Raw genomic sequence first — 22,763 nt, forward strand, 5'->3', positions numbered from 1 at the left:
ACTGCCGGCCGGAGGTCAGTTCGGCTTGGTGTCGATGACCACGGTGCGCTCCGCCGCCGTCTTGCCGCGCAGCGCCTTGCGCAGCGCGGTGACGACGTCCTGCGGCAGCACGTCGCGCTTTCCGGTCGCGGTCTCGATCTTCACGCCGTCGAAGGTCGTGCCGTACGCCGCCTTGAGCGCCTGAAGGTCGTAGGTGTCCACGAGCTTGCCGTCGACGGCCTTGAACCCGAGGATCTTCGGCAGCGACAACGCGCCGAACGGAATGCTGTGCGCCGGGTCGGTCTGCACGATGGCCTTGGCGGACATCGCGGGCTGCGCGAAGTCCTTCAGCACCCGGTCGACCTCGGCGTTCGAGACGGTCGGCTCGCGGGTGGTGGTCGGCAGGTTCACCGTGCCGGCCGCGCCGGTCTCCACCTGGGTGCGGTACGCCTCCTCGATCGCGGCCGTCGACTTGGCGATGTCGACGCCCTTGCCCGTCCTGCCGTACACGGGGACGGCCTTGCCGCCCTCGAACTTGATCGTGCCGTCGCTCGCCGAGCCGCCGCCGCCCGCCGCGTTCTCGAGGGAGGCGTGCAGCTTCTCCTCGTCGACGGGCATGACCGGGGTGACGACGCGGTGGTTGCCGAAGAGGGAGCCGACGACCGAGATCGGGTTGTAGTCGCTCTTCGCCGCCGCGTCGGCCGTGGCGTCCATGTCGAACTGGAGTCCGGCCTTGTCCGGGTCGAGGGACACGGTCCTGCCGCCCACCGACAGCTTCAGCGGCTTGCCCACGTTGCCGTCGAAGGCCTCGTCGAGCTTCTTGACCGCGCCGTCGCGGGTGGTGCCGCCGATGTCGACGCCGAGCACGGTGGTGCCCTTGGGCACGTCGGTGCGGTTCATCAGCAGCCCGGCGCCGTAGACGCCACCGGCGGCCACGACCACGCCCGCCGCGAGCAGCACGAGCTTGTTGCGGCCCTTCTTCTTCGGCGCCTTCGTGGAGCTCGCCGGGGCCGGGGAGGCCGGCTCGGGCAGCCTCGGGGCCGTGTGGGGCACCGGGCCGTCACCGGACGCGCCCGGACCGAACGGCGAGGCCGCGCCGGGCGGTACGACGGGGATGCCGCTGGTGACGGTGTGCCCGGAGACGTTGTCGTGGCGGGGACCGCCGTAGCCCTGACCGTCCGGGGGTTCGGGGGCCGGCTTCTGCGGGGTGAGGATGGCGGTGTCGTCACTCATGCCGCCGCCGGTGCCCGCGGCGCCCGGGCCGGTGGTCGCGGTGCCGGGGCCGGTGGGGCCGGTGAAGGCACCCGGGGCGCTGGGTGCGCCGGGGCCGGAGGAGCGGTGGGGCTCGTCGAAGGGGGCGCCGGGGGTGCCGGGCTTGCCGGGACCGTTGAAGATGCCCGGCGAGCCGGAGCCCGCGGGGCCCTTGGGGCCGCCCCCGGTCTGCTGGAAAGCGCTGGGGCCGCCGGCCGTGCCAGGACCTCCGGGCTCGTCGAAGTCACCGGCCCGGCCGGGGCCGCCAGGCCCGCCCGGTGCGGACCGGCCGGCCGACGGCACCATCGGGCCGTTCCCGGTGACCGGACCGCCGGTCGGGCCGGCAGGGCCCCTGCTTCCGGGGCCGCCGGGCCCGCCTGTCTCTCCGAAGCCGTTGGGAGCACCCGGGCCGCCGTAGCCACCCTGCCCGTTCTGCCCGCTCTGCCCGTTCTGACCATCGCCGTTGTCCGAGAAGTACGGCAGGTCGTCCCGGCGCGGCTCCCCACCGCCACCGCCCGGGGCGGGACGCGAACCGTTGCCCCGCGGGCCCGCCGCCAGTGCCTCGGTGACGTCGAAGGAGCCGGTGCCGCCTCCGTGCCCGGGCGCGACGGGGCCACCGGTCGCGCCGCCCGGCAGCCCGGAGCCGTTGGTGCCGCCGGAGCGGGAACCGCCCGGCACGCTCATGGAGCCGACCACACCGCCCGGCCGCCCGGCGCCCGGTCGCGCCCCACCGGAGGCACCCGCGCCGGCCGAACCGGGCGCACCCGTACCGGTACCGCCCGCCGCCGGACCGGAACCGCCCGGCAGACCGGCACCGTTGGTGGAGCCGGCGCCCGGACCGGACTTGCCCGGACCGGACTTGCGGGGCGCGAACCAGTCGCTGGCCGGCTTGTCGTCGGCCGGCTGGGCGGAGTCGGCGGGAGGCTCGGCCGCGTCCGAGCCCATGCCCCGGGACGTGGCGGCGCCCGGCGGCGTCGGCGCCTCGGCGCGCGTGCCGGTGTCGCCCGTGCTCTCCGCGTCCGTGACGGGCTTGCGCACCACCACCGGCGGAATGGGCCGCGATCCGGGGATGTTGATCCGGATCCGGGTCGTCAGCGTGGTCTCGGTCTTGCGTTCCTCCGGCCGCGCGGCCGAACGGCCCGCGTCCGTACCACCGTCGGAGACCGCCGGAATGCCGTACGGCGGCGTACCCGACGGGTAGGCGGCTCCGCCGCGCCCGTTGGGCCCGGAGGACGGAGTGTCAGTTTCACGACTCAAGGCAGGTTCTCCCGGTTGGCTCCGCCGCCCGTCACAACCTCACGATGGGGGTCCCCCCTGCACGAGCGAAGTCGAGTGCTTGGGGGAGGCTCGGCGGCGCCCACCACCATACTGGCCACTTCTCGCCCGTATCCCGTGACCGTTGGGGAAACTCACACCGGACCCCCACGCGCACGTTCTGGCGAAGTGGTACGTCACTTGGCAAGTCGGACGGGATCGCCGCCGGGTTGCCGCCCCGGACCGAGGGTGGCGCAGATCACAGCCACGGCGATGCCGCCGAGCAGGAAGAGGTAGGAGCCGCTTCCCGCGGCGAAGAGGAAGTCTCCCTCGGGGCGGCTGGCGGTGAGCAGGATGACGGCCAGCATCCAGCCGGCCGCGGCCGCGACGCCCCCGGCCCTGCCGCGGGTGAGGCGCGCGGCGCCGAGGACGAGCCCGGCCTCACCCGCGAAGGCGAGCAGGAGCCCGCCCGGGAACCATCCGGGCTGCAGGAGCGCCCCGGCCGTGCTCACCACGGCCCCGAGCAGGAAGAGCCCGAGGTGGGCGGCGGCCCGCCCCAGGGACGGCGGCCGCAGCGGCTGGGCGAGCAACGGGGTCCGGTCGTTCATGAGACCTCCTCGACACCGGCGAACAGGTCCGTCTCCCGCTCGCCGGAGCCCCGCTCACCCCGCACCAGTTCGTAGTACTCCGTGGTCAGGAGCGGCTGGGCGAGTTCGTTGGACAGCACGAAATAGGGCTCGGCCACGGTGATCTGGGTGGCGTGGGCGCGCATCGCGGCGGCCTTGGCGGCGGCGTGGGCGGTACCGTCCACGACTGTGGTGATCCGCTCGTCGGCCACGACGCCCGGCACGTCGTCGACGGCGGCCGACTTGGTGAAGGGCAGACCTGGCAGATCCTCCTGGAGCCGGACGAAGGCCTCCTCCACGACGGACCGCGGAACCCGGTTCCAGTACACCTTCGGGATCTTCCATCCGGCCTCGGCGGCCAGCTCCGCGGCGCGCATGGCGACCCGGTGGGCCTGGATGTGGTCGGGATGCCCGTAACCGCCGTTGTCGTCGTAGGTGACGAGGACCTGGGGGCGCACCTCCAGGATCACCTCGACGAGGTGTGCCGCGGCCTCGTCGACGTCGGCCTGCCAGAAGCAGCCGGGGTCGTCGTTGTCGGGCAGCCCCATCATCCCGGAGTCGCTGTAGCGTCCGGCGCCGCCGAGCAGGCGGAAGTCCCGGACACCGAGCTCGGCCATGGCGGTGCCGAGCTCGCCGCGCCGGTGCTGGCCCAGGGCGGCGCCGGCCAGGTGGGCCAGCCCGGGCGGGATGACCTCGCCGCGCTCACCGAGGGTGCAGGTGACCAGGGTGACGTGGGCACCCTCGGCCGCGTACCTGGCCATGGTCGCGCCGTTGTTGATCGACTCGTCGTCCGGGTGCGCGTGCACCAGCAGCAGACGACGGGAGGGCAGTTCCGTCATGGGACCAGCCTATGAGGCGCCGGGGTGGGGGTGGTCACGCCCTGGGGCGTCACCCCTCGTCGTCGAGCACGTGCGCGATGGCCAGGGCGATCCGCTCGATCCAGTCGATGGCGTCCGTGACGTCGGCCTCGTCGATCGGACGACGCCGCTTGAGATCGCCGTCGATCAAGTCGGCGTCGTGCGCGATCTTGTTGCGTCGCTGGGTGATCTCCAGGTACCTGCCTCGGAGCTTCTTCTCGTTGAACGTGGTCCGCCCCTGGAAGAAGTGCTGGTTGATGCACCCCGCTGCCTCGTACCAGACCTTCTTCTCGGTGACGAGCCTGAGCACCTCCGAAATCTTCCCCGGGTGTTGCAGCGCCTGTACGGCGAGTTTCTCGCGCAGGTGCTCCACCACGGCCTCAGAAAGCGTGGCCTCGCCCCGCCGCACCGCCTCGACCCGGTGCAGCGGCAGCTCGTACCTCCGCAGCTGGGGTGGCATCTCGGGGCTGTCCTTGGCCGTCAGTTCGGCCACACGGCGCAGCACCTCCTCGTGCAGCCAGTGGTCGATGGCGGCGACGGCCTGGACCCACGCCGCTCGGTAGAAGTCGTCGATGTCGATCGTGGGCGACCGGAAGGGCGTGAGCATCCGGCCTGCTTCGACCATGCGCCGGGCGTACGACAGGTTCGTCATGAATGCCTCGAACTGACGCGTCTGCGGTCTGGAAACAGCCATGCGCAACCCCGTGCTCACTCTTCGCGACGATCTTTACGAGCACGATCGCGGAGTTGCCGGGGGTACGGTCAAGCAGGAAAGCGTCACCTGAACGAAGGTGACCGAAATCGGCCCTCTCGTTTCCGGATCACGTCCCTCAGGACTCAGGCTTGTCCGCATCCTCCTCCTGGTAGCGCGGCGTACCACTCGTCGGGATCGTCCACTCCGCGATGGTGACGTCTTCGCCGTAGACGAAGTCCTGGCGGGCGGCATACCGGGGCCCGGTACCGGTGGTCAGAGCTCGGCGTACGGCGGTGGTCGTGACATGCCGCTCCAGCCAGGCGGCGATGCGGGGGCCAGGTGGGCGGTGTCGCAGACGGAGAGGAGCAGGCCGGGGATCGCGGCGGTGGAGGTCCGCGAGAAGGTCGGTGGCGGCTCGCAGGAGCGGGGGTCAGGTACGAGGGACGCGGTACGTCCTGGAGCGGCTTGCGGGGAGTCCGTTCTCCGCGCAACGTCCCCTTCGCCGGAGCACGAGTTGTCGCGTTCCGGTGGCACACCGGCTTCGCCGTTCGGAGAGGATGGCTGCCATGCCGAAGACCACACAACTGCGTACGTACACGGTCCGGGACGGTCTGCTCGACGAGTGGGTGCAGCGGTGGCGGGAAGAAATCGTCCCGCTGCGACTGAAGTTGGGCTTCACGATCGGAGGGGCCTGGGTGGACCGTGAATGCAATCAGTTCCTCTGGCTGATCTCCTACGAGGGCCAGGAGACCTTCGCCGAGCGCAACGCGCTGTACTGGTCGTCGTCCGAGCGGGAAGCGATGGGCCTGAACCCGGACGACTACCTTGTCCGCACCGAAGAGCGCACGGTCGAGCAGGCCTACTGAATCAGTACGTCACGAGGGATCGAGCGGCAGCAGATGCTGCCGCCGTTCCTCCTGGGTGAGGATACGGAAAACCCTTCCCCGGGCTTTGGCCTCCAGCCGGTCGTAGTCTGGCTCCGCCTTCCATACGCGCGCCGTTCCGTCGGCCGACCCCGTGAGCAGCCGCGTGCCGTCCGGGGACCAGGCCACGGAGAGCGCCTTGTCCTGGTGCACACCCACGACGGCGACCTCTTCAAGGGTCGTGGCGGACCAGACCCGCACGGTGCGGTCGTCGGCTCCCGTGGCGATGTACTGGCCGTCGGGTGACCAGGCGATGGCGCGAAGCCGCCCCTCGTGTCCCTTGAGCACCTCGATGCGTCGCCCGGTGGCCACGTCCCACACAGCGGCGGTCCAGTCGCCGGAAGCGGTGGCGATCCTCGTCTCGTCCGGAGACCAGGCCGCGTCCTCCACGTAGTTCTCGTGGCCACGCAGCACTGTGAACTGCCGCCCCTCCCCGATGTCCCACAATCGGCACGTACGGTCGTCCGAGCAGCTGGCAAGCAACCGGCCGCTCGGCGACCAGGCCACACGCCCCACCCAGTCCTGATGTTCGGTGAGTTTCAGCAGCTCGGTCCCGTCCGGCGCGGACAGGACGCGCACGGCGCCGTCGTGACCACCGGTGGCGATCCGGCCGCCGTCCGGAGACCAGGCGCATCCCTCGACGACCTCGCCGTTTCGCTCGAACAGGGTGCTGCCGCGCCCGTCGACGACCCGGAGGAGCCCGTCGTTCGTACTGAACGCGAGACGTTCCCCGTGGGGAGCCCAGGCGACAGACCAGACCCGGTCAGCGCACTCGATCGCGGGACCGGCCGGAGTCCCGGTGACCGCGTCCCACACCCGTACGGTGCCGTCGTCCGAGGCCGTGGCGAAACGATCGCCATCGCTGGACCACGCGGCACGGTTCACCGGGTCTCGGTGGCCGTCCGCCAGTACGACCTCGGCGCCGTGCGGGCGCAGGTCCCACACCATGCCGGTGCTGTCGGTAGAGCCGGTGGCGAGCATGGTCCCGCAGGGCGACCAGGTGACGCCCCACACGGTGTCCGAGTGCCCCCGCAGCACGGCCAGGACCTTGGCGTCCTCGGTGTCGACGATGCGCACGGTGCGGTCCGATGAGGCGCTGGCCAGCATCCGCCCGTCCGGCGACCAGGCCAGGTTCCACACGTAGTCGGTGTGTCCTCTCAGCAGCAGGCGCAGGTCACCGGTACTGGCGTTCCAGATGCGGGCCGTGTGGTCCCCGGAGCCGGTGGCGATGTGCCGTCCGTCGGGTGACCAGGCGATGCCTTCGACGAAGTCCGAGTGCCCGGTGAGTGTGGTGGCGGCCGTCCCGGTCGCCAGGTCCCACACGATCGCTGTCTGATCGTGGGAGGCGGTGGCGAGGCGGTCGCCGTCCGGCGCCCAGGCCACACCCCACACGTCCTCGCGGTGCCCGAGAAGCTCGTGCACGATCCGGCCGCTGTCGGCCTCCCAGATCCGGACGATGCGGTCCCTGGAGCTCGCCGCGACGTGCCGGCCGTCCGGCGACCAGGCCACCTGCCGGTTGAAGTCTCCAGCTCCGGTGAGCAGCCGGACCGGCTCCCCCGAGGCCACATCCCAGATCCGTAACACACGGTCACGGCCGGCGGTTGCCACCCTCGTCGAGTCCGGTGACCAGGCAACAGACTCGACCATGACTCCGTCGCACGGCAGCACCAGCCGGGCACGTCCGGACGGCGCGTCGTGGACACGGGCTGTGCCGTCCCTGGACGCCGTGGCCAGCATGCGCCCGTCGGGGGACCAGGCGATGTGCCGGACGGTGTCAGTGTGCGCGTCGAGCCTGGCACGGAGATGGCTTGCCGCCAGCGCCGCCATCAGCCCGCGTCTGGCCGAGGGCGTCGGTGTGCACTCGCCGAGTGCGGCCAGCGACAGCAGCAGGGAACGCTCCGGTTCGCCCTCCGCGCTCAGCAGGACCTGTCGGCCGATGCTGTCGGAGACCCGGCTGAGGAAGGTCATGTCGCGGCGCTGCGAGGACTCGACGAGTGCACGGGCGGGTGGGGAGGCCTGGCCGTCTTCCTCCAGTGCTTCCAGCCAGCGCCGGGCCGCGTTGAGGCGTTCCCCCGTGAGCAGGTAGTCGTCACTGCGTCCGGCCCGCTCCCAGTCGGCCGCCCACCGTTCCAGTTCGGCGCGCTCGCGAAGTCGTTCGGCACGCGCCTCGACCTCCTGCCGCAGCGGGGCCCACTGACGGAACAGGGCCTCGTGCGTGACCTGTGCGTAGGGCTCGCCGCTACTCGTGACGTCGGTGCGCAGCAGCCGTGCCTCCACGAAGGCGTCGACGACGTGGCGGTCCTGTCCGTCGAGTTCGGACAGCGGTACATGGCGGCGGGTCACCTCCTGCCCCTCAACCGTGACGAACCGGAGCAGGACTCGCAGGACGGCGTCGATGCCCACGCCCGCACCGAGCCCGGCCACGGTGTTGTCCGCCTGGCGGGCCAGCGCACCAGGCACGCCGCCGAGCCGCCGATACAGCTCCTCGGTCACCGTCCCACCAGGGCCGGAGGCAAAGTACAGCTCTTGGAGGAGGTAGGCGAGCAGGGGTAACGCGTCGTCCGTTCCGGTGTCGCTCACGATGGAGTCGACGACCCCGGCCTCGAAGCCGAGCCCGACAAGAGCCCCGGGTCGCTCCACGGCTTCGACGAGCTGTGCTCTGCCTAAGGTGCCGATGACGACGGGGTGTTGGAAGAGTTCAGCATGTCCGGTGCCGAGGAGCTTGCCGAGCAGGTCAACACGGAGGGTAGCCAGTACGCGGACCGCCGGATCCTGTTCCACGCAGGCCCGCAGTGCTTCGAGGAACTGGACGCGTTCCCGCTCCCCCGCCAGGGTGACGACCTCTTCGAACTGGTCGACCACGAGGAGTATCCGCCGGAACCGGCCGCCGCGCAGACGCGACAGTTCGCCTCGCAGCGCGTCCGGCCCCTGGCGCAGCCTGCGCAGTACGGCACTCGCCGGTTCCTGCCCGTCGGCGACAGCCGCCAGTGCGGCCGCGAGAGCGCCCAGTGGGCTGGGGCCGGGAGCGAAGGCCGGCACGACGGTCCAGCGGCGTTCCCGAAGCCGAGGCGCCACTCCTGCCCTGACCAGCGAGGACTTTCCGCTTCCGGACGCCCCGACCAGCAGGAGGAACCGGTCAGCGGGGTAGGTCGCGGTGGCGTGCAGCCTGCGTGTCAGTTCGGCCGCCTGCGCCTCCCTGCCGAAGTAGACGGGCGCCTCGTCCTCGTCGAAGGCGTCGAGGCCCGGGTATGGAACCCGGTCACGCGGCCACTCGACCCGAGGCGGGGCGGGGTTCTCCAGCCGGTAGACAACGACCTGCCCGATCACGAGTGCAACGATCAGCACCCCGATGGCCGGGACGGAGAACCGCTGAATCGCCTCCAGCACCCACGGGACGTCGTCGGTGTTGGTCGCGTAGTTGGTGGCGATCCCGAGCAAGCAGGCGACCAGCGCCAGCATGATCTGCAGCGCGACCTGCATACGGTTCCTCATCGGGCACCGCTCACGACCACACCGCCACCCGCCAGCACCGATCAGCCTCCGTCCCCACCGACCTCGAAACGCCGGCACTGTGTCATTCGTCCGTCCCGGCCCCCCGTGGATCGGCGAGGCAGGTCGCTCATGACCATCTTCTGGGGCTTCTCGGGCACGATCAACGGTGCGTATGTGTTTCGGCCACGCAGGGTCGCGGCTCCCACCCGGCGGGTCCTGTCTGATCGTCATGGCACTTGGGGAGGCCCGCCCCTCGCACTGGAGCACGGGCGGGCGGTTTCCGGTGGCCGACCGACTTCGCACTCGGCCCACACCGTCTTACGCGGGTACGGCCCGGCGACGGTGCCCCAGCGGTCGGCGAGCGTGTCGATGAGGACGAGGCCTCGGCCGGACTCTGCGTGAGGGCTCGAGTGTCGCAGCTGCGGGAGGCGGTCACCCCGAGTGTCGATGACCTCGATGCGGAGGGTGCTGCCGACGACGTAGAGCTGTTCGGTTGCGAGTAGTCGGGCGAGGGGCTCCGCGGGGCGTGGGTGACAACTGGACGCTGAACTTGCGGATCTGTGTGTCGAGTTCAGCCTCGGGGGTGGCGGTTATTTGATTCACGTCACTCAGCGTGGCGGAGTGCGCCTACCGTAAACAGTCACGAAGTCGTTGCGTACGGTGACCGCCCGGGGCTTGTCGAGGGTGTCCGGCTTGTCAGGATGGTGGCCGCGCGGACACGAGGTGGATCGGCAATGCCGCACGACGGAGGAGCACGGGATGTCGGTGGACGGTGAGGTAAGGCGCCTCAGGACCGAGGCGGACGAACCGGGTTGGGAGGTGGACCCGGACGACGACTGGGGACTGGCGGTCATCGCCACCGTTGGGCGGCAGCTGAAGCTGCGGCGGGAGGCGGCAGGGATGCGAGCCGCCGAGTTCGGAGAGGCGGTGGGGTACGGCGAGGACATGGTGTACAAGATCGAGTCCGGGAAGCGGATCCCTCGGCCCGAGTACTTGGACATGGCGGACGAAATCCTGAGGGCGGGTGGGTTGCTCGCCGCGATGAAGGAGGACGTGAAGAAGGTCCGGTATCCCAAGCGGGTGCGGGATCTGGCGCAGATGGAGGCCAAGGCCGTAGAGCTGCTCTCGTACGGCAATCACAACCTGCACGGCTTGCTCCAAACAAAGGAGTACGCGTGGGCGTTGCTACGAACACGGCGGCCGGTGAACCCGGAAGACCAGTTGGAACAGGCACTGGCTGCGCGTATGGCCCGGAAGGCGGTCTTCGATCGCGCACCAGCTCCTGAGCTCAGCTTCGTCCTGGAAGAGACGACACTTAGGCGCCCCGTCGGGGGCAAGATGGTGTGGCGCAGTCAGCTCGAACACCTCCTGGAAGTAGGGCAGTTGCCAAACGTGGAAATTCAGGTGATGCCCACGGACCGCTGGGATCATCCTGGGACCGGAGGCCGCATCCAGGTGCTGAAGTTCGAGGATGGTACGGCGGTTGGGCGCATGGACGACGAGTTCAGCGGCCGCCCCGTCCATGATCCGAGGCAGGTCAGGATCCTTGAACTGCGCTATGGCATCATCCGGGCCGAGGCTCTGACCGCACGGGAGTCACTGGCCTTCGTCGAGCAACTGGTGGGAGAAAGATGATCCGCAAGGCCTCTGTCGAAGATGCATCCGCGCTGGTGTGGTTCAAGAGCAGCTACAGCGACAGCAGCAACCCGAACGACTGCGTGGAGGTGGCCAACGCTCCCGAGACCATTCACGTCCGCGATTCCAAGGACACCATCGGCCCCAGCCTCCGAATCTCACCGAAGGCCTGGGCCGACTTCGTGACGTACGCGTCCAAGGGCTGAACGGCTACTCGACCTCGGCTTCCGGTACGTCCACGTCGCCGCCCAGGGAGCGGGCGATGGCCGTGAACTCGTTCAGGGCGGACTGGAGGTCGCGGACGATCTCCTCGGCGATCACCTCGGGCGGCAGGCCGCTGTCGGCGTCGTCGAGGGCTGGGTCCTTCATCCACGTGATGTCGAGGTTGACCTTGTCGCGAGCGATCAGCTCTTCGTAGGTGAACCTCTTGAACGGCCCGTTCTCGTCCTCGGACTCGACGCGGGAGGAGCGGGGCTCGCCCGGTCGGTAGGCCGTGACGAAGTCGTCCAGGTGGGCGCGAGTGAGGGGGCGCTGCTTGAGGGTGAAGTGCTGGCCCGTGCGGAAGTCGTAGACCCACGTCTCGGTGGTGTGAGGCTTGCCGTCGGCACGCGGGGGCTTCTTCTCGAAGAAGAGGACGTTCGCCTTGACGCCGCCCGCGTAGAAGATGCCGGTGGGCAGCCGCAGGATGGTGTGCAGGTCGAACTCATCGAGCAGCTTGCGGCGGATCTTCTCACCCGCGCCGCCCTCGAAGAGGACGTTGTCGGGCAGGACGACTGCGGCACGTCCGCCGACCGCCGTGAGCGACATGATGTGTTGCAGGAAGTTGAGCTGCTTATTGGTGGTCGTCGCGGTGAAGTCGTCGCGGTCGTATTCGGTGTCCTGCTTCTCAGCCTCGCCGTCCTGACCGATCACGGTGATCGCGGACTTGCGGCCGAAGGGCGGGTTCGCGAGGACGAGGGTGGCGTGCTTGCCACTGGGCTTGTCGGCCAGGGCGTCGCCCACGGTGATGAGACTCGGGCCGTCGCTCTTGCCGATGCCGTGGAGGAGCATGTTCATCGCGGCGAGGCGGGCAGTGCCGGTGACAAGTTCGTTGCCCCAGATCTTGCGACCGCTGTCGTAAGCCTTGCGCTCATCCAGCGACATTGCCTTCATGTGGTGGTCGCGGATATAGGCATGGGCCGCGATGAGGAAGCCGCCGGTGCCGCAGGCCGGGTCGGTGATCGTGTCGTTCGGGCCAGGCTGCATGACGTCGACCATGGCGTCGATGAGGGGCCGGGGCGTGAAGTACTGGCCGGCCCCGGTCTTGGTGTCCGAGGCGCCCTTGGCGAGCAGACCCTCGTAGGCGTCGCCCTTGAGGTCGGTTCCCGTGACCGTCCAGTCCTCGCGGCCGATCAGGTCGACGACGAGCTTTTCGAGGAGGGCGGGCTTGGTGATCCGGTTCTGGGCCTCGTCGAAGATCGTCCCGATGGTGGTGTCGGGACGGCGGCCCAGGTTTTCGAGGACGGCGCGGTAGTGCTTCTCCAACTCAGGACCCCGTTTGGTGACCAGAGTCTGCCAGTTGTACTCGGCAGGAACGATGGCGCTCATGTCCTGGCCGTCCCACGGATCGTTCTCGATCTCGTCGACCATCTTGAGGAAGAGCAGGTAGGAGAGCTGCTCGACGTATTCGATGGTGGACATGCCGTTGTCTCGGAGGACGTTGCAGTAGTTCCAGAGCTTGGAGACGAGCGTGTTCGTCTGGGCGACCGCCTTAGCTGTCTTTACCGGCTCTGCGGCGGGCTGCTGGGCGTCTGCGGGGACGGTCACAGGTCGAACTCCTGCTGTACGGCGAGGGCGGGGGTAGGGGTCGCTTCAGAAGCGAAGGCGGGCGCCTCAGCGGTCCGCTGGGCGGGCGTCGTCGACCTCTTTGAGGGGGCCTTGCGGGCACGCTTGGGGCTCGGTACGCGTTCGGCAGCGATGCGGGCTAGCAGCTCAGATGCGGGCTCGTCGCCGAGTGACTGCCGCGTCAACCTTCCGGCGAACGCTGCCCGAAGAAGCGCTTGACGCAGTCTCGCTGACCGAAGCGAGGCAGTCTCTCTTCCCTGATCAGAACGTCCCAGCAATCGGTACCACTCGCGCAGGTGCTCCATGATTTCCTTCTGCTCTTCCTCAGGAGCAACAGGAATCGGGAACATAGCCAGCTTTGCGCTATTCACGTTGGCCTGACCGACTTGCTGGGAAAGGGTCGAACGAATGTACTTGCGCCCGCCGGGGCTATTCACGTAGGCGCTCACCCAGTCTGGATCGATACCGCCTGCGAGACGACATCGAATCAAGTACGAGGCGAAAACCGCTGCACCGAGATCATCCCTGTACACCGCAGACTTCCCGACCAGTTCGGCACTGTTGGTGCGATTGAACAGCAAGTCTCCATCTCGCAGTCGCATGGACTCAATATCCGGATGATCACCCGGAAGGTACTTCACATCATGCATCACGATTTTCCCGGATTGGATGTTGCCCATCCGCATCACAGGAATGGCACCGTTGACGGATGACGTCCCAGCCTTCGCGGAAGTACCGTATTGAATCAGCAGCGCGAGTGACCCAAGAGTTCTCCATTCCCAGCCTTCAGGAAGGTCGTGACACCATTCCGCAGCTGGAGCAGGCTCTTGACTCCAGCGCTTTTTCGCAGCATGCGCGGAAACCTGAACGTCTACTTTTTCCAGAAGAGACCGAGCCGAGGTGCGCTTACCATCCTTCTTAGCAAGCAACCTTCCTGAGAAAGCCCTGGCCACCAAGGACCGACGCAGGCTTCCACTGCGTGCGGCAGAAGATCGCAAGGACTCGGAAGCCGCCTCGAGTCGCGACAACTGCTCTTCGAGTACATCAACGATCCGGCGCTGCTCCGCAAGGGGCGGCAGCAGGACAGGAATAGATACCATCGCCGACTTCGTCAGTTTCAGCCGTGTCGTGCCATTCGCATATCCTTCATAATTGAAAGCGTTCAAATAATGGCAAAGGTAACGCCAATCAACCACTTCAGGGACAGCCCGCAAGACGTGGGCATGATTGTTCACCCAACTCTTGCCGGAAACCCTGTAGGCTTTGGGCTTCGCTCGGTCGAAGAATTGAACCCCGTCTTCACCAAGGAGGATCAAATCCTCATCAAACAGCGCTTCGTCGATCCAGCCAACGCGCCCAGCCGCACCGTAGTACGGTACATTTCCAGGGCGATTCGCGCGCTCGCTGGCGCTGATTGGGATCCGGCGATTGTCCAACACCTCCACCACACGCCCAAGCGGCACACGCGCCCAACCCGCCGGAAGCTCCTTCTCTCCGTCCACGCCGCCGCTCTCGCTCAAGCCAGTTCCTGATTCAGCTCATCCAACAGTTCCAACGCCCGGTCCTTGTCCCCGAACGCCCGCATGAAGCCCCGGCCACCACCGCGCTCGGAAAAGGGCGCGACGGAGAAGTCCCCGGGCTCTATGCCGACGTCGACGGCGATGGCGTTCTTTATCCGCTCCAGCCACCACAACTGGTCCTCGGTGAACTCCACGCCCGCCTGCCGCTGCCGCAGCAGCCAGCCCTCGAAGCGCTCCTCGACCACCGTACGGTACGGCCTCAGCTCGTCGTCCGCGCCCAGCTCGAAGCGGATGATCCGCATGAGGTCGCCGAGGCCGGCCTCCTTGCCGGGGCCGGCCGCCGCCTTGCCGAGCTGTTCGTAGTGGTCCCAGAGGACCCCCGTCGTCCAAGAGCGATTCGTCGCGCGGATACGGCCCGCCAGCTCCCTCAGCGCGGCCCGAGCCTCGCTCGGAGCAACTCGTGCCCCGCTCCCGAGGGCGACCCGTATCGCCGCGTTCTCGTCCCGCTGCTCCTTCTCCAGCAGGGAGTTCCACTCGGCGAGCTCCTTGCGGGCCCGCTCCTCCCTGGGGATCTCACGTACCTCGGTGACCTTGACCTCGGTCGTCTCGTCATAGGTCAGGTCCTGCTGATGGCGGATCTCCAGGATGAGCTTGCGCAGTTGTGGGCGGGCGGTGAGCGGTGCCACCGCGTCCTGGACCAGCTTCTGAGCCAGTTCCGGGCCGCCTTCGTACCGGGCACGGTCCTGGGTGTCCACGTCCACCGCGTCCGTGATGCGGCGGGCCAGGTCGGCCAGGCTCGCTCCCCCGGACGTCTCGACCAGGAGCTTCCTCTCCTCGTCACCGAGCTGGCGGTCGATGCGGGCCAGGCGGCGTGCCAGGGTCTCCGCCTCGTCGGCCGTCAGGGACCGCGTGCCCGCCTTGTCGAGAAGCTTGGCCAACGGGATCCCGCGCTGCGCGCCCGCCGGGATCAGGGGACGGGCATCCACCAGGGGGGAATCGGTGACGCCGACCGCGTCTATGAGGACGAAGCGGTCCTTCTTCAGGTCGGGTGCCGCCTCCGGGGTGACCGCCTTCAGCTCGTCGGCGTCGATGGAGCGGGCGCCCCGGCCCTTCATCTGCTCGAACATCACCGGGCTCTTCACCGGCCGCAGGAAGATCACACACTCCAGCGGCTTCACGTCGGTGCCCGTGGCGATCATGTCGACGGTGACGGCGACCCGCAGCCGGGGCGAGTTGCGCAGGTCGTTGATGAGGGCTTCGGGGTCGTCGCCGTTGTCGCGGGAGCGGTAGGTGATCTTCTTGGCGAACTCGTCGCCCCGGCCGAAGACCTGCTTGACCTGCTTGAGCACCTCGTCGGCGTGGTCGTCGTACGGCCCCGCGAAGATCAGGGTCTTGGGGAGGTCGGCCCGGCCGGGGAACCACCGCTTCCAGTTGTCCCGGTACGTCGTCAGCACGGCGCGGACCTCGTCCTCCGTGATGACCGTGCGACCGATCTGCGGAGCGGTGTAGGTGAAGTCCTCGTCCAGTTCCTCGTAGCGCTGGGCGCGGGTCTGCCTGTCGCGGATGCGGACCGTGGTGCCCGCCTCGATCGTGGCAACAGCTCCCTCGTCGCGCAGGTCCGTCTTGACGCGCACGATGTCGAAGTCGACGTTGACGCCGTCGGCGACGGCCTGCTCGTACGTGTAGCGCGACACCTCGTTGTTGTCGAAGAAGCCCTTGGTCTGGCGGGTGGGGGTGGCGGTGAGGCCGACGAGGTGGGCGTCGAAGTACTCCAGGACGCCACGCCACAGGCCGTAGATGGAGCGGTGGCATTCGTCGACGACGATCACGTCGAAGGACTCGATCGGGACGTCGGGGTTGTACTCCACCGTGATCGGCTCGTCCGTCACGTAGGACTCGTCCAGAGGCGAGGTCGCGTCGTCCTCGCGGTCCTCGGTCTCCGCCCCGTCGTCCAGCGGTTCGCCCTTGAGAAGGGCGTACATCCGCTGGATCGTCGAGATGACCACCGAGGAGGTCTCCTGCAGGCCGCCGCGGCCCAGCATGTCGACGTTGTAGAGGTCGGTGAGCTTCCGGTTCTCGTCAGGCGTGCGGTACTTGTCGAACTCCGCGCGGGCCTGGCGGCCGAGGTTGTTGCGGTCGACGAGGAAGAGGATCCGGCGAGCGCCTGCGTACCGGAGCAGCCGGTAGGACTCGGTGACGGCCGTGAACGTCTTGCCGGCGCCTGTCGCCATCTGGATGAGGGCGCGCGGCCGGTCGGCGGCCAGGGAGCCCTCCAGGCCCGTGATCGCCTCGACCTGGGCCATGCGCAGGCCATGGGTCTCCAGCAACGGTAGGGCGGTGCGAAGGGCCGCCCGGAACGTGGGCGCGTCCGGGTGCTCGTCGGCATGGCGCATCCACGCGGCGAGGGTCTCGGGGCGGTGGAAGGCGAAGACCTCTCGGGAGCGGGCGTCCGGGTCGACGCGGTTGAGGAAGTACGTCTCGGTGCCGGTGGTGGCGTAGCGGAAGGCGAAAGGCTCCTCGCGGCGCCACACCGCCATGGCGTGTTCCTTGAGCACGCCCGCCGCGTACCGCTCGTTCTGGGCGAGGGCACCGGCGAGAGGGGTCCCTTCGCGCTTGGCTTCGATGACGCCGACGATCTTTCCGTCGATGTAGAGGACGTAGTCGGCACGCCCGGTGGCGAGGGTGAACTCCCGGATGGCGACTCCCTGACCCGCCAGCGGGTTGGCGTCCGCCTTGTCCTGGATCAGCCAGCCCGCCCTGGTCAGCATCGCGTCGATCTTCTTCCGCGCCTGCACCTCGTTGAGCGGGGCGGGGCGCTGGGCGCGCTCCACAATGGCGTCGCGGGCGGCGGAGGCGACCGGGCGGGGCTTGAGCCGCTCGCGGTCGTACCGCTGCTGATGTGCCGCCCGCAGCTCGGTGACCTGAGCCTGCAACTCCTCGATCTGCGCGGCGTAGGTGGCCTTGGCCTGCTCGGCGTTGGCGATGATCCTCTCGGCCTCAGCGCGGGCCTGGCGTTCGGCTTCCAGGCGGTCGCCGGCCTCGGAGAGCTTCACGCGGGACTCGGCGAGCGTGCGCCGGTGCCCTTCCAGCGCCTCACGCAGCTCCGCGACTTCCTGAGGGTCGGTCTCCGGCGTCTCCGCGGGGAGGGTGGGCGGGACGAACGCGGTCACCGCGCGGGTGCCGCCCATGGCACGGTCGAAGAGGTCGCCCAACTGCCAGCAGAGCCTCAGGGCTTCAAGGGCCTTGGTGGTGTCGAAGAGGTGGTTGTGCGCCGCGTCGTTGCGGCCCCGGCGCAGCTTGTCGAAGACGTCGCGGCTCCAGCCGACCAGAACGCCGGCCCGGGTGAGCGCGTTGAGACGGTCTACCTGGCGGGTGCCCTCGACACGCGTGCCCGTCCGGGTGACGAACTCCTCGGCCAGTACCTCGCCGAACTGACCGGCGCTGACGTAGGCGGCGTTCGGATTGGTCAGGACGGTGAGTTCGGCCTGCGAGCCGTAGATGGCGAGGAGCGGCTGATACCCGTAAAGGCGCCCGAAGTTCGGCGAGGCCTTCGCCTGCTCCCGAAGTCGCCTGTCCACGCTCTCGTCGTCCACGCGCCGCCCCCTTGCCCCACGTTCATGCCCGGCCCGCCAAGCTTACGAAACCCGACTCGGGGAACCAGGGACAACGGGACGGATGAGGAGCACCTCCGGCCGGGGTCCGCCACTTCCCTCGGTTCCCGGCCGGAAGGCACGACGCTCAGAACTTGATGCTGCCGATCATGCCCGCGATGTTCGACGTCAGCTCGCTGATCGTCGGAGCGACGGTCGAAGAGGCCAGGTAGAAGCCGAGCAGCATGCAGACGATCGCATGCCCTGCTTTCAGCCCCGACTTCTTGATCAGCAGGAAGACGATGATCGCCAGCAGCACCACCGCCGAAATCGAGAGTGCCACGGCGGCTCACCTCCAAGGATCCACAGGGGCGCGGGGGGGGGGTCGGGCTATGGGGGCATTAAATCCGTACAGCAGCCAGCAGGTTCATACCCACTATGCGACATTGATCATAACTATCCGTACGTGCGCATCGCTCGGCGCACGGCCGCACAAGGGGGCGCATGGCCAATATGGTCAGGGCATGACGACCGAGCCTGTCTCCTTCCCCCGACGGCACGCCCGTACCCAGCGGTTCACGCTCGGCGCGCCGCGTTCGTTCACTGTGGCGCCCGACAGTTCACGTGTCGTGTTCCTTCGCTCGAGTTCCGGTACGGACCGGGCGAGTGCGCTGTGGGTCCTCGACACGGAGGAGGGCGGGGAGCGCGTGGCCGCCGACCCGCGTGCCCTGCTGGGCGGTGCCTCGGAGGACCTCTCGCCCGAGGAGCGCGCCCGGCGTGAACGCGGTCGCGAGGGCGGTGCCGGCATCGTCGGGTACGCCACCGACGCGGCTGTCGAGTTGGCCTCTTTCGCCTTGTCAGGGCGGCTTTTCGCGGCCGAGCTGCGGGCCGGGACGGCGCGTGAACTGCCCGCTGAGGGGCCGGTGATCGACCCGCGTCCGTCGCCCGACGGGCGGCATGTCGCCTACGTCTCCCAGGGTGCCCTGCGGGTCGTGGGCGCCGAGGGGGACGGCGACCGGGCGCTCGCCGAGCCCGATTCCGAGAATGTCTCATATGGGCTGGCCGAGTTCATCGCGGCCGAGGAGATGGACCGGTCGCGCGGCTTCTGGTGGGCCCCGGAGTCGGACCGGCTGCTCGTGGCGCGTGTGGACGACACGCCGGTGCGGCGGTGGTGGATCTCCGACCCGGCGCATCCGGAACGGGAGCCGCAGCGGGTGGCGTACCCGGCGGCGGGCACCGGCAACGCGGACGTGCGGCTGTTCGTCATCGGGCTGGACGGGGCGCGCACGGAGGTCGCCTGGGACCGGGCCCGGTATCCGTATCTGGCGCGTGTGCACTGGTCAGCGGCTGGTGCTCCGCTGCTGCTCGTACAGGCTCGCGACCAGCGCAGCCAGCTGATCCTGGCGGTGGACACGGAGTCGGGTGCGACGCGGATGGTGCACGCCGATGAAGATCCAACATGGCTTGATCTTTTCCCTGGGGTGCCGTGCTGGAGTCCCTCGGGGCAGCTGGTGCGGATCGCGGACGAGGGTGGTGCGCGGGTACTGGCGGTCGGGGAACGGCCCCTCACGGGAGCCCAGTTGCACGTCCGGGCGGTGCTGGACGTCTCCGGCCAGGACGTGCTGGTCTCGGCGTCGGCGGGTGCCGAGGCCGCCGACGCCGAGACGGGCCAGGTGCACGTGTACCGGGTGAACGAGCTGGGCGTGGAGCGGGTGTCGGGGGAGCCGGGCGTGCACGCGGCGGTGCGGGCCGGGAGCGTGACCGTGCTGGTCTCGGCGACCCTGGACCGGCCGGGTTCGCGGGTGCGGGTCCTGCGTGACGGAAAGCCGACCGCGACTGTCCGTTCGTACGCCGAAGATCCTGGTTTGTCCCCCCGCGTGACGCTCACCGAGGGGGGCGCACGTCGGATCCCGTGCGCCGTGGTTATGCCTCGGGACTACGACGGTGACACCCCGCTGCCGGTGCTCATGGACCCGTACGGCGGGCCGCACGGACAGCGAGTGCTCGCCGCCCACAACCCGCACCTCACCTCTCAGTGGTTCGCGGACCAGGGGTTCGCGGTGGTCGTCGCGGACGGGCGGGGCACCCCGGGCCGTTCCCCCGCCTGGGAGAAGGGCATCCACCACGACTTCACGCTGTCGCTGGACGACCAGGTGGAGGCGCTGCAGGACCTGGCGAAGAGGTATCCGCTGGACCTGAACAGGGTGGCGATCCGCGGCTGGTCCTTCGGCGGCTGGCTGGCGGGGCTCGCGGTGCTGCGCCGCCCCGACGTCTTCCACGCGGGGATCGCGGGGGCGCCGGTGACGGACTGGCGGCTCTACGACACGCACTACACGGAGCGCTACCTCGGGGACCCGGAGAAGCACCCGGAGGCGTACGCGAGGAGTTCCCTCGTGACGGCCGACGGCCTGTCCTCCCCCGCCGGCCCGCACCGCCCGCTGATGGTCGTGCACGGCCTCGCCGACGACAACGTGGTCGTCGCGCACGCCCTGCGCCTCTCCTCGGCGCTGCTGGCGGCCGGCCGGCCGCACGAGGTGCTGCCGCTGTCCGGGGTCACGCACATCACCCCGCAGGAGCAGGTCGCGGAGAACCTGCTGCTCCTCCAGGTCGACTTCCTCAAGCGCGCCCTGGGCCCCACGGGTTCCTGAACGCGGCAACGGGCCGGGGCGACATGGCGCGCCCCGGCCCGTTTACGGCACCCGCACGGCCGTACGCTGTTCAGCCTGACGCGTCCGTATATCGGAACCGGGTCGGTGAAGTTGCCTGCGTGTTAATGCAGTTCGGTGGGGAACCCGTTCGGCTTCGGCGGTGAGGTGGCCGGGTGACACGCCGTGCCCGGCCCGGTTCCCGGCACCGAAGCCGGTGCCGGGAACCTGTGGGCGGGTGCGGCTGAGCCGGACCGCGGGCTCAGGACGCGTGGACGACGTCCTTCTCCTCGGCGAAGTGGCAGGCCGACTCGTGTGCCGCCGGTGTGTCCTGGCCCTTGAAGCGCTCCGGGACCGCCAGCAGCGGGACCTCCTCGGCGCACTTGTCCTGCGCCTTCCAGCAGCGGGTGCGGAAGCGGCAGCCCGACGGCGGGTTGGCCGGGGACGGGACGTCGCCGGTGAGGATGATCCGCTCGCGGCCCTCGCGGGACTCGGGGTCGGGGACCGGGACCGCCGACAGCAGCGCCTGGGTGTACGGATGCGTCGGGTGGTCGTAGATCTGCTCGTCGGTGCCGATCTCGGCCATCTTGCCGAGGTACATCACACCGACCCGGTCCGAGATGTGCCGGACGATCGACAGGTCGTGGGCGATGAAGACGTAGGACAGGTTGAACTCGTCCTGCAGCCGCTCCATCAGGTTGATGACCTGCGCCTGGACGGAGACGTCCAGGGCCGACACCGGCTCGTCGCAGATGATGATCTCGGGGTTCAGGGCCAGGCCGCGGGCGATGCCGATGCGCTGGCGCTGACCGCCGGAGAACTGGTGCGGATAGCGGTTGATGTACTCCGGGTTGAGGCCGACGACGTCCAGGAGCTCCTGCACCTTGCGGCGCCGGTCGCCCTTCGGGGCCACCTCGGGGTGGATGTCGAACGGCTCCCCGATGATGTCGCCCACCGTCATACGGGGGTTCAGCGAGGTGTAGGGGTCCTGGAAGACCATCTGGATGTTCCGGCGGACGGCCTTCAGCGCACGCCCGGACAGCTTGGTGACGTCCTGGCCCTTGTAGAAGATCTCGCCGGCGGTCGCCTTCTCCAGCATCATCAGCAGCTTGGCGACCGTGGACTTGCCACAGCCGGACTCGCCCACGATGCCGAGCGTCTCGCCCTGGTAGAGGTCGAAGGAGATGCCGTCGACCGCCTTGACCGCCCCGACCTGCTTCTTGAAGAGGATGCCCTGGGTGAGCGGGAAGTGCTTGACCAGGTTGCGCACCTGCAGGATCGGCTCGCCCCGCTCGACCGGCGCCTCGATCGCGGCGACCGCCTCCGACTCGGAGTGGGCGTCGACGACCTCGACCTCGGAGACGTTCGGCGTGGCGTCCTGCGGCTCGCCCGTCTTGCTGAGCTCAGCCATGGATCGTCTCCTTCCAGAAGTGGCACGCCGAACCGCGGCCGGCCAGCTCGGTGCCGTCCCGCTCGGTGACCGGGTGCAGGGGCGGGACGTCGGTACGGCAGACGTCCTGAGCCTGGGGGCAGCGCGGGTTGAAGGCGCAACCGGTCGGGATGCGCAGCAGGTTGGGCGGCAGTCCCTTGATCGCGTACAGCTCCTGGCCCTTCTGGTCCAGGCGCGGGATCGAGTCCAGCAGACCCTTGGTGTACGGGTGCGCGGGGCGCTTGTACAGCTCGTGGACGGGGGCGCGCTCGACGATGCGCCCCGCGTACATCACGGCGATCTTGTCCGCGACGTCGGCGACCACGCCGAGGTCGTGGGTGATCAGGATGAGGCCCATGTTGTACTCGCGCTGCAACTCCGCGAGCAGGTCCATGACCTGGGCCTGGACGGTCACGTCGAGGGCCGTGGTGGGCTCGTCGGCGATGATCAGGTCCGGCTCCAGGGCGAGCGCCATCGCGATCATGATGCGCTGGCGCATACCGCCCGAGAACTGGTGCGGGTAGTCGTTCACCCGGTCCCCGGCGGCCGGGATCTTCACCCGGTCCATCAGCTCGATCGCCTTGACCTTGGCGTCCTTCTTGGACATGCCCTGGTGGACCCGGAACATCTCGCTGAGCTGGTAGCCCACGGAGAGCACCGGGTTCAGCGAGGACAGCGCGTCCTGGAAGATCATCGCGATCTTGCTGCCGCGGATCTTCCGGCGCTCCTCGCCGGACATCTTCAGCATGTCCTGGCCGCGGAAGAGGATCTCCCCCTTGGGGATACGACCGGGCGGCATGTCGAGGATGCCCATGATCGCCTGCGCGGTCACGGACTTGCCGGAGCCGGACTCGCCGAGCACGGCGAGCGTCTCACCCGCGGCGACGGAGTAGTTGACGCCGTTGACGGCCTTGGCGATCCCGTCGCGGGTGTGGAACTCCACGTGCAGGTCGCGGACTTCGAGCAGGGGGCGGCCCGTGTCCCCGGAGCCGTCCGGAGCGGGGCTCTCGGCCGTTTCGTCGATGATGGTCACGTACGCCTCCC

General features: G+C 69.1%; 15 protein-coding genes and 1 pseudogene. 4 read left to right on the forward strand and 12 right to left on the reverse strand.

Translation table 11 applies throughout. The features are described 5' to 3' along the window. Positions 1-15 precede the first annotated feature (15 nt). The 5 genes and pseudogenes from IE212_RS00195 to IE212_RS34720 all read right to left on the reverse strand — a co-directional run. Positions 16-2,487 (reverse strand): hypothetical protein, encoded by a 2,472-nt coding sequence (locus tag IE212_RS00195; RefSeq protein WP_190195588.1) that lies wholly within the window; start codon positions 2,485-2,487, stop codon positions 16-18. A 194-nt stretch (positions 2,488-2,681) separates the two neighbouring features. After that, positions 2,682-3,092 (reverse strand): DUF6113 family protein, encoded by a 411-nt coding sequence (locus IE212_RS00200; protein WP_190195589.1) that lies wholly within the window; start codon positions 3,090-3,092, stop codon positions 2,682-2,684. Next, complete coding sequence (gene mshB / locus IE212_RS00205; RefSeq protein WP_190195590.1) at positions 3,089-3,949, reverse strand: N-acetyl-1-D-myo-inositol-2-amino-2-deoxy-alpha-D-glucopyranoside deacetylase; 861 nt, start codon at positions 3,947-3,949, stop codon at positions 3,089-3,091. The genes IE212_RS00200 and mshB overlap by 4 nt, the downstream gene beginning before the upstream one ends. A gap of 49 nt (positions 3,950-3,998) precedes the next feature. Continuing rightward, positions 3,999-4,661: a hypothetical protein gene (locus IE212_RS00210; RefSeq protein ID WP_190195591.1), complete on the reverse strand. Its 663-nt coding sequence runs from the start codon at positions 4,659-4,661 to the stop codon at positions 3,999-4,001. 136 nt (positions 4,662-4,797) lie between these two features. Further along, positions 4,798-5,143: pseudogene (locus IE212_RS34720) on the reverse strand (hypothetical protein); the annotation flags it as partial. Positions 5,144-5,227: 84 nt separating this feature from the next. On the opposite strand from IE212_RS34720, the gene IE212_RS00215 reads away from it, so the two are divergent. Then, positions 5,228-5,527, forward strand: coding sequence for an NIPSNAP family protein (locus IE212_RS00215; RefSeq protein ID WP_190195592.1), 300 nt, complete (start codon positions 5,228-5,230; stop codon positions 5,525-5,527). Between the two features lie 9 nt (positions 5,528-5,536). On the opposite strand, the gene IE212_RS00220 is transcribed toward IE212_RS00215, so the two are convergent. Continuing rightward, the gene (locus IE212_RS00220; protein ID WP_190195593.1) at positions 5,537-9,064 is read right to left on the reverse strand and encodes an NACHT and WD repeat domain-containing protein; all 3,528 of its coding nucleotides are present in this window, start codon (positions 9,062-9,064) and stop codon (positions 5,537-5,539) included. Between the two features lie 771 nt (positions 9,065-9,835). Here IE212_RS00220 and IE212_RS00225 point away from each other — a divergent pair. Both IE212_RS00225 and IE212_RS00230 read left to right on the forward strand, forming a co-directional pair. After that, on the forward strand, positions 9,836-10,711 hold the full coding sequence (locus IE212_RS00225) for a helix-turn-helix domain-containing protein (protein WP_190195594.1): 876 nt from the start codon (positions 9,836-9,838) through the stop codon (positions 10,709-10,711). Further along, entirely contained in the window at positions 10,708-10,917 is a 210-nt protein-coding gene (locus IE212_RS00230; protein ID WP_190195595.1) for a DUF397 domain-containing protein, read from the forward strand. Before IE212_RS00225 ends, IE212_RS00230 begins: the two co-directional genes overlap by 4 nt. 4 nt (positions 10,918-10,921) lie before the next feature. Here IE212_RS00230 and IE212_RS00235 read toward each other — a convergent pair whose 3' ends face one another. The 4 genes from IE212_RS00235 to IE212_RS00250 form a co-directional block, all read right to left on the reverse strand. After that, complete coding sequence (locus IE212_RS00235) at positions 10,922-12,517, reverse strand: type I restriction-modification system subunit M (protein ID WP_190195596.1); 1,596 nt, start codon at positions 12,515-12,517, stop codon at positions 10,922-10,924. After that, positions 12,514-14,055 (reverse strand): restriction endonuclease subunit S, encoded by a 1,542-nt coding sequence (locus IE212_RS00240; RefSeq protein WP_190195597.1) that lies wholly within the window; start codon positions 14,053-14,055, stop codon positions 12,514-12,516. Before IE212_RS00240 ends, IE212_RS00235 begins: the two co-directional genes overlap by 4 nt. After that, positions 14,052-17,648 (reverse strand): type I restriction endonuclease subunit R, encoded by a 3,597-nt coding sequence (locus IE212_RS00245; protein WP_229863949.1) that lies wholly within the window; start codon positions 17,646-17,648, stop codon positions 14,052-14,054. Before IE212_RS00245 ends, IE212_RS00240 begins: the two co-directional genes overlap by 4 nt. A gap of 145 nt (positions 17,649-17,793) precedes the next feature. Beyond that, the gene (locus IE212_RS00250) at positions 17,794-17,988 is read right to left on the reverse strand and encodes a hypothetical protein (RefSeq protein WP_190195598.1); all 195 of its coding nucleotides are present in this window, start codon (positions 17,986-17,988) and stop codon (positions 17,794-17,796) included. A 181-nt stretch (positions 17,989-18,169) separates the two neighbouring features. Here IE212_RS00250 and IE212_RS00255 point away from each other — a divergent pair, with 181 nt between their 5' ends. Next, the gene (locus IE212_RS00255; protein WP_190195599.1) at positions 18,170-20,293 is read left to right on the forward strand and encodes a S9 family peptidase; all 2,124 of its coding nucleotides are present in this window, start codon (positions 18,170-18,172) and stop codon (positions 20,291-20,293) included. Between the two features lie 259 nt (positions 20,294-20,552). Here the strand turns inward: IE212_RS00255 and IE212_RS00260 are convergent, their stop codons facing one another. Together IE212_RS00260 and IE212_RS00265 are read right to left on the reverse strand one after the other, a co-directional pair. After that, a complete protein-coding gene (locus IE212_RS00260) occupies positions 20,553-21,701 on the reverse strand; it encodes an ABC transporter ATP-binding protein (protein WP_190195600.1) in 1,149 nt (382 codons plus the stop codon). Further along, positions 21,694-22,752 (reverse strand): ABC transporter ATP-binding protein, encoded by a 1,059-nt coding sequence (locus IE212_RS00265; RefSeq protein WP_190195601.1) that lies wholly within the window; start codon positions 22,750-22,752, stop codon positions 21,694-21,696. Before IE212_RS00265 ends, IE212_RS00260 begins: the two co-directional genes overlap by 8 nt. Positions 22,753-22,763 lie beyond the last annotated feature (11 nt).

Origin of the sequence: Streptomyces djakartensis, from assembly GCF_014651075.1 — a bacterium.
In the GTDB taxonomy this organism is placed as follows: Bacteria; Actinomycetota; Actinomycetes; order Streptomycetales; family Streptomycetaceae; genus Streptomyces; species Streptomyces djakartensis.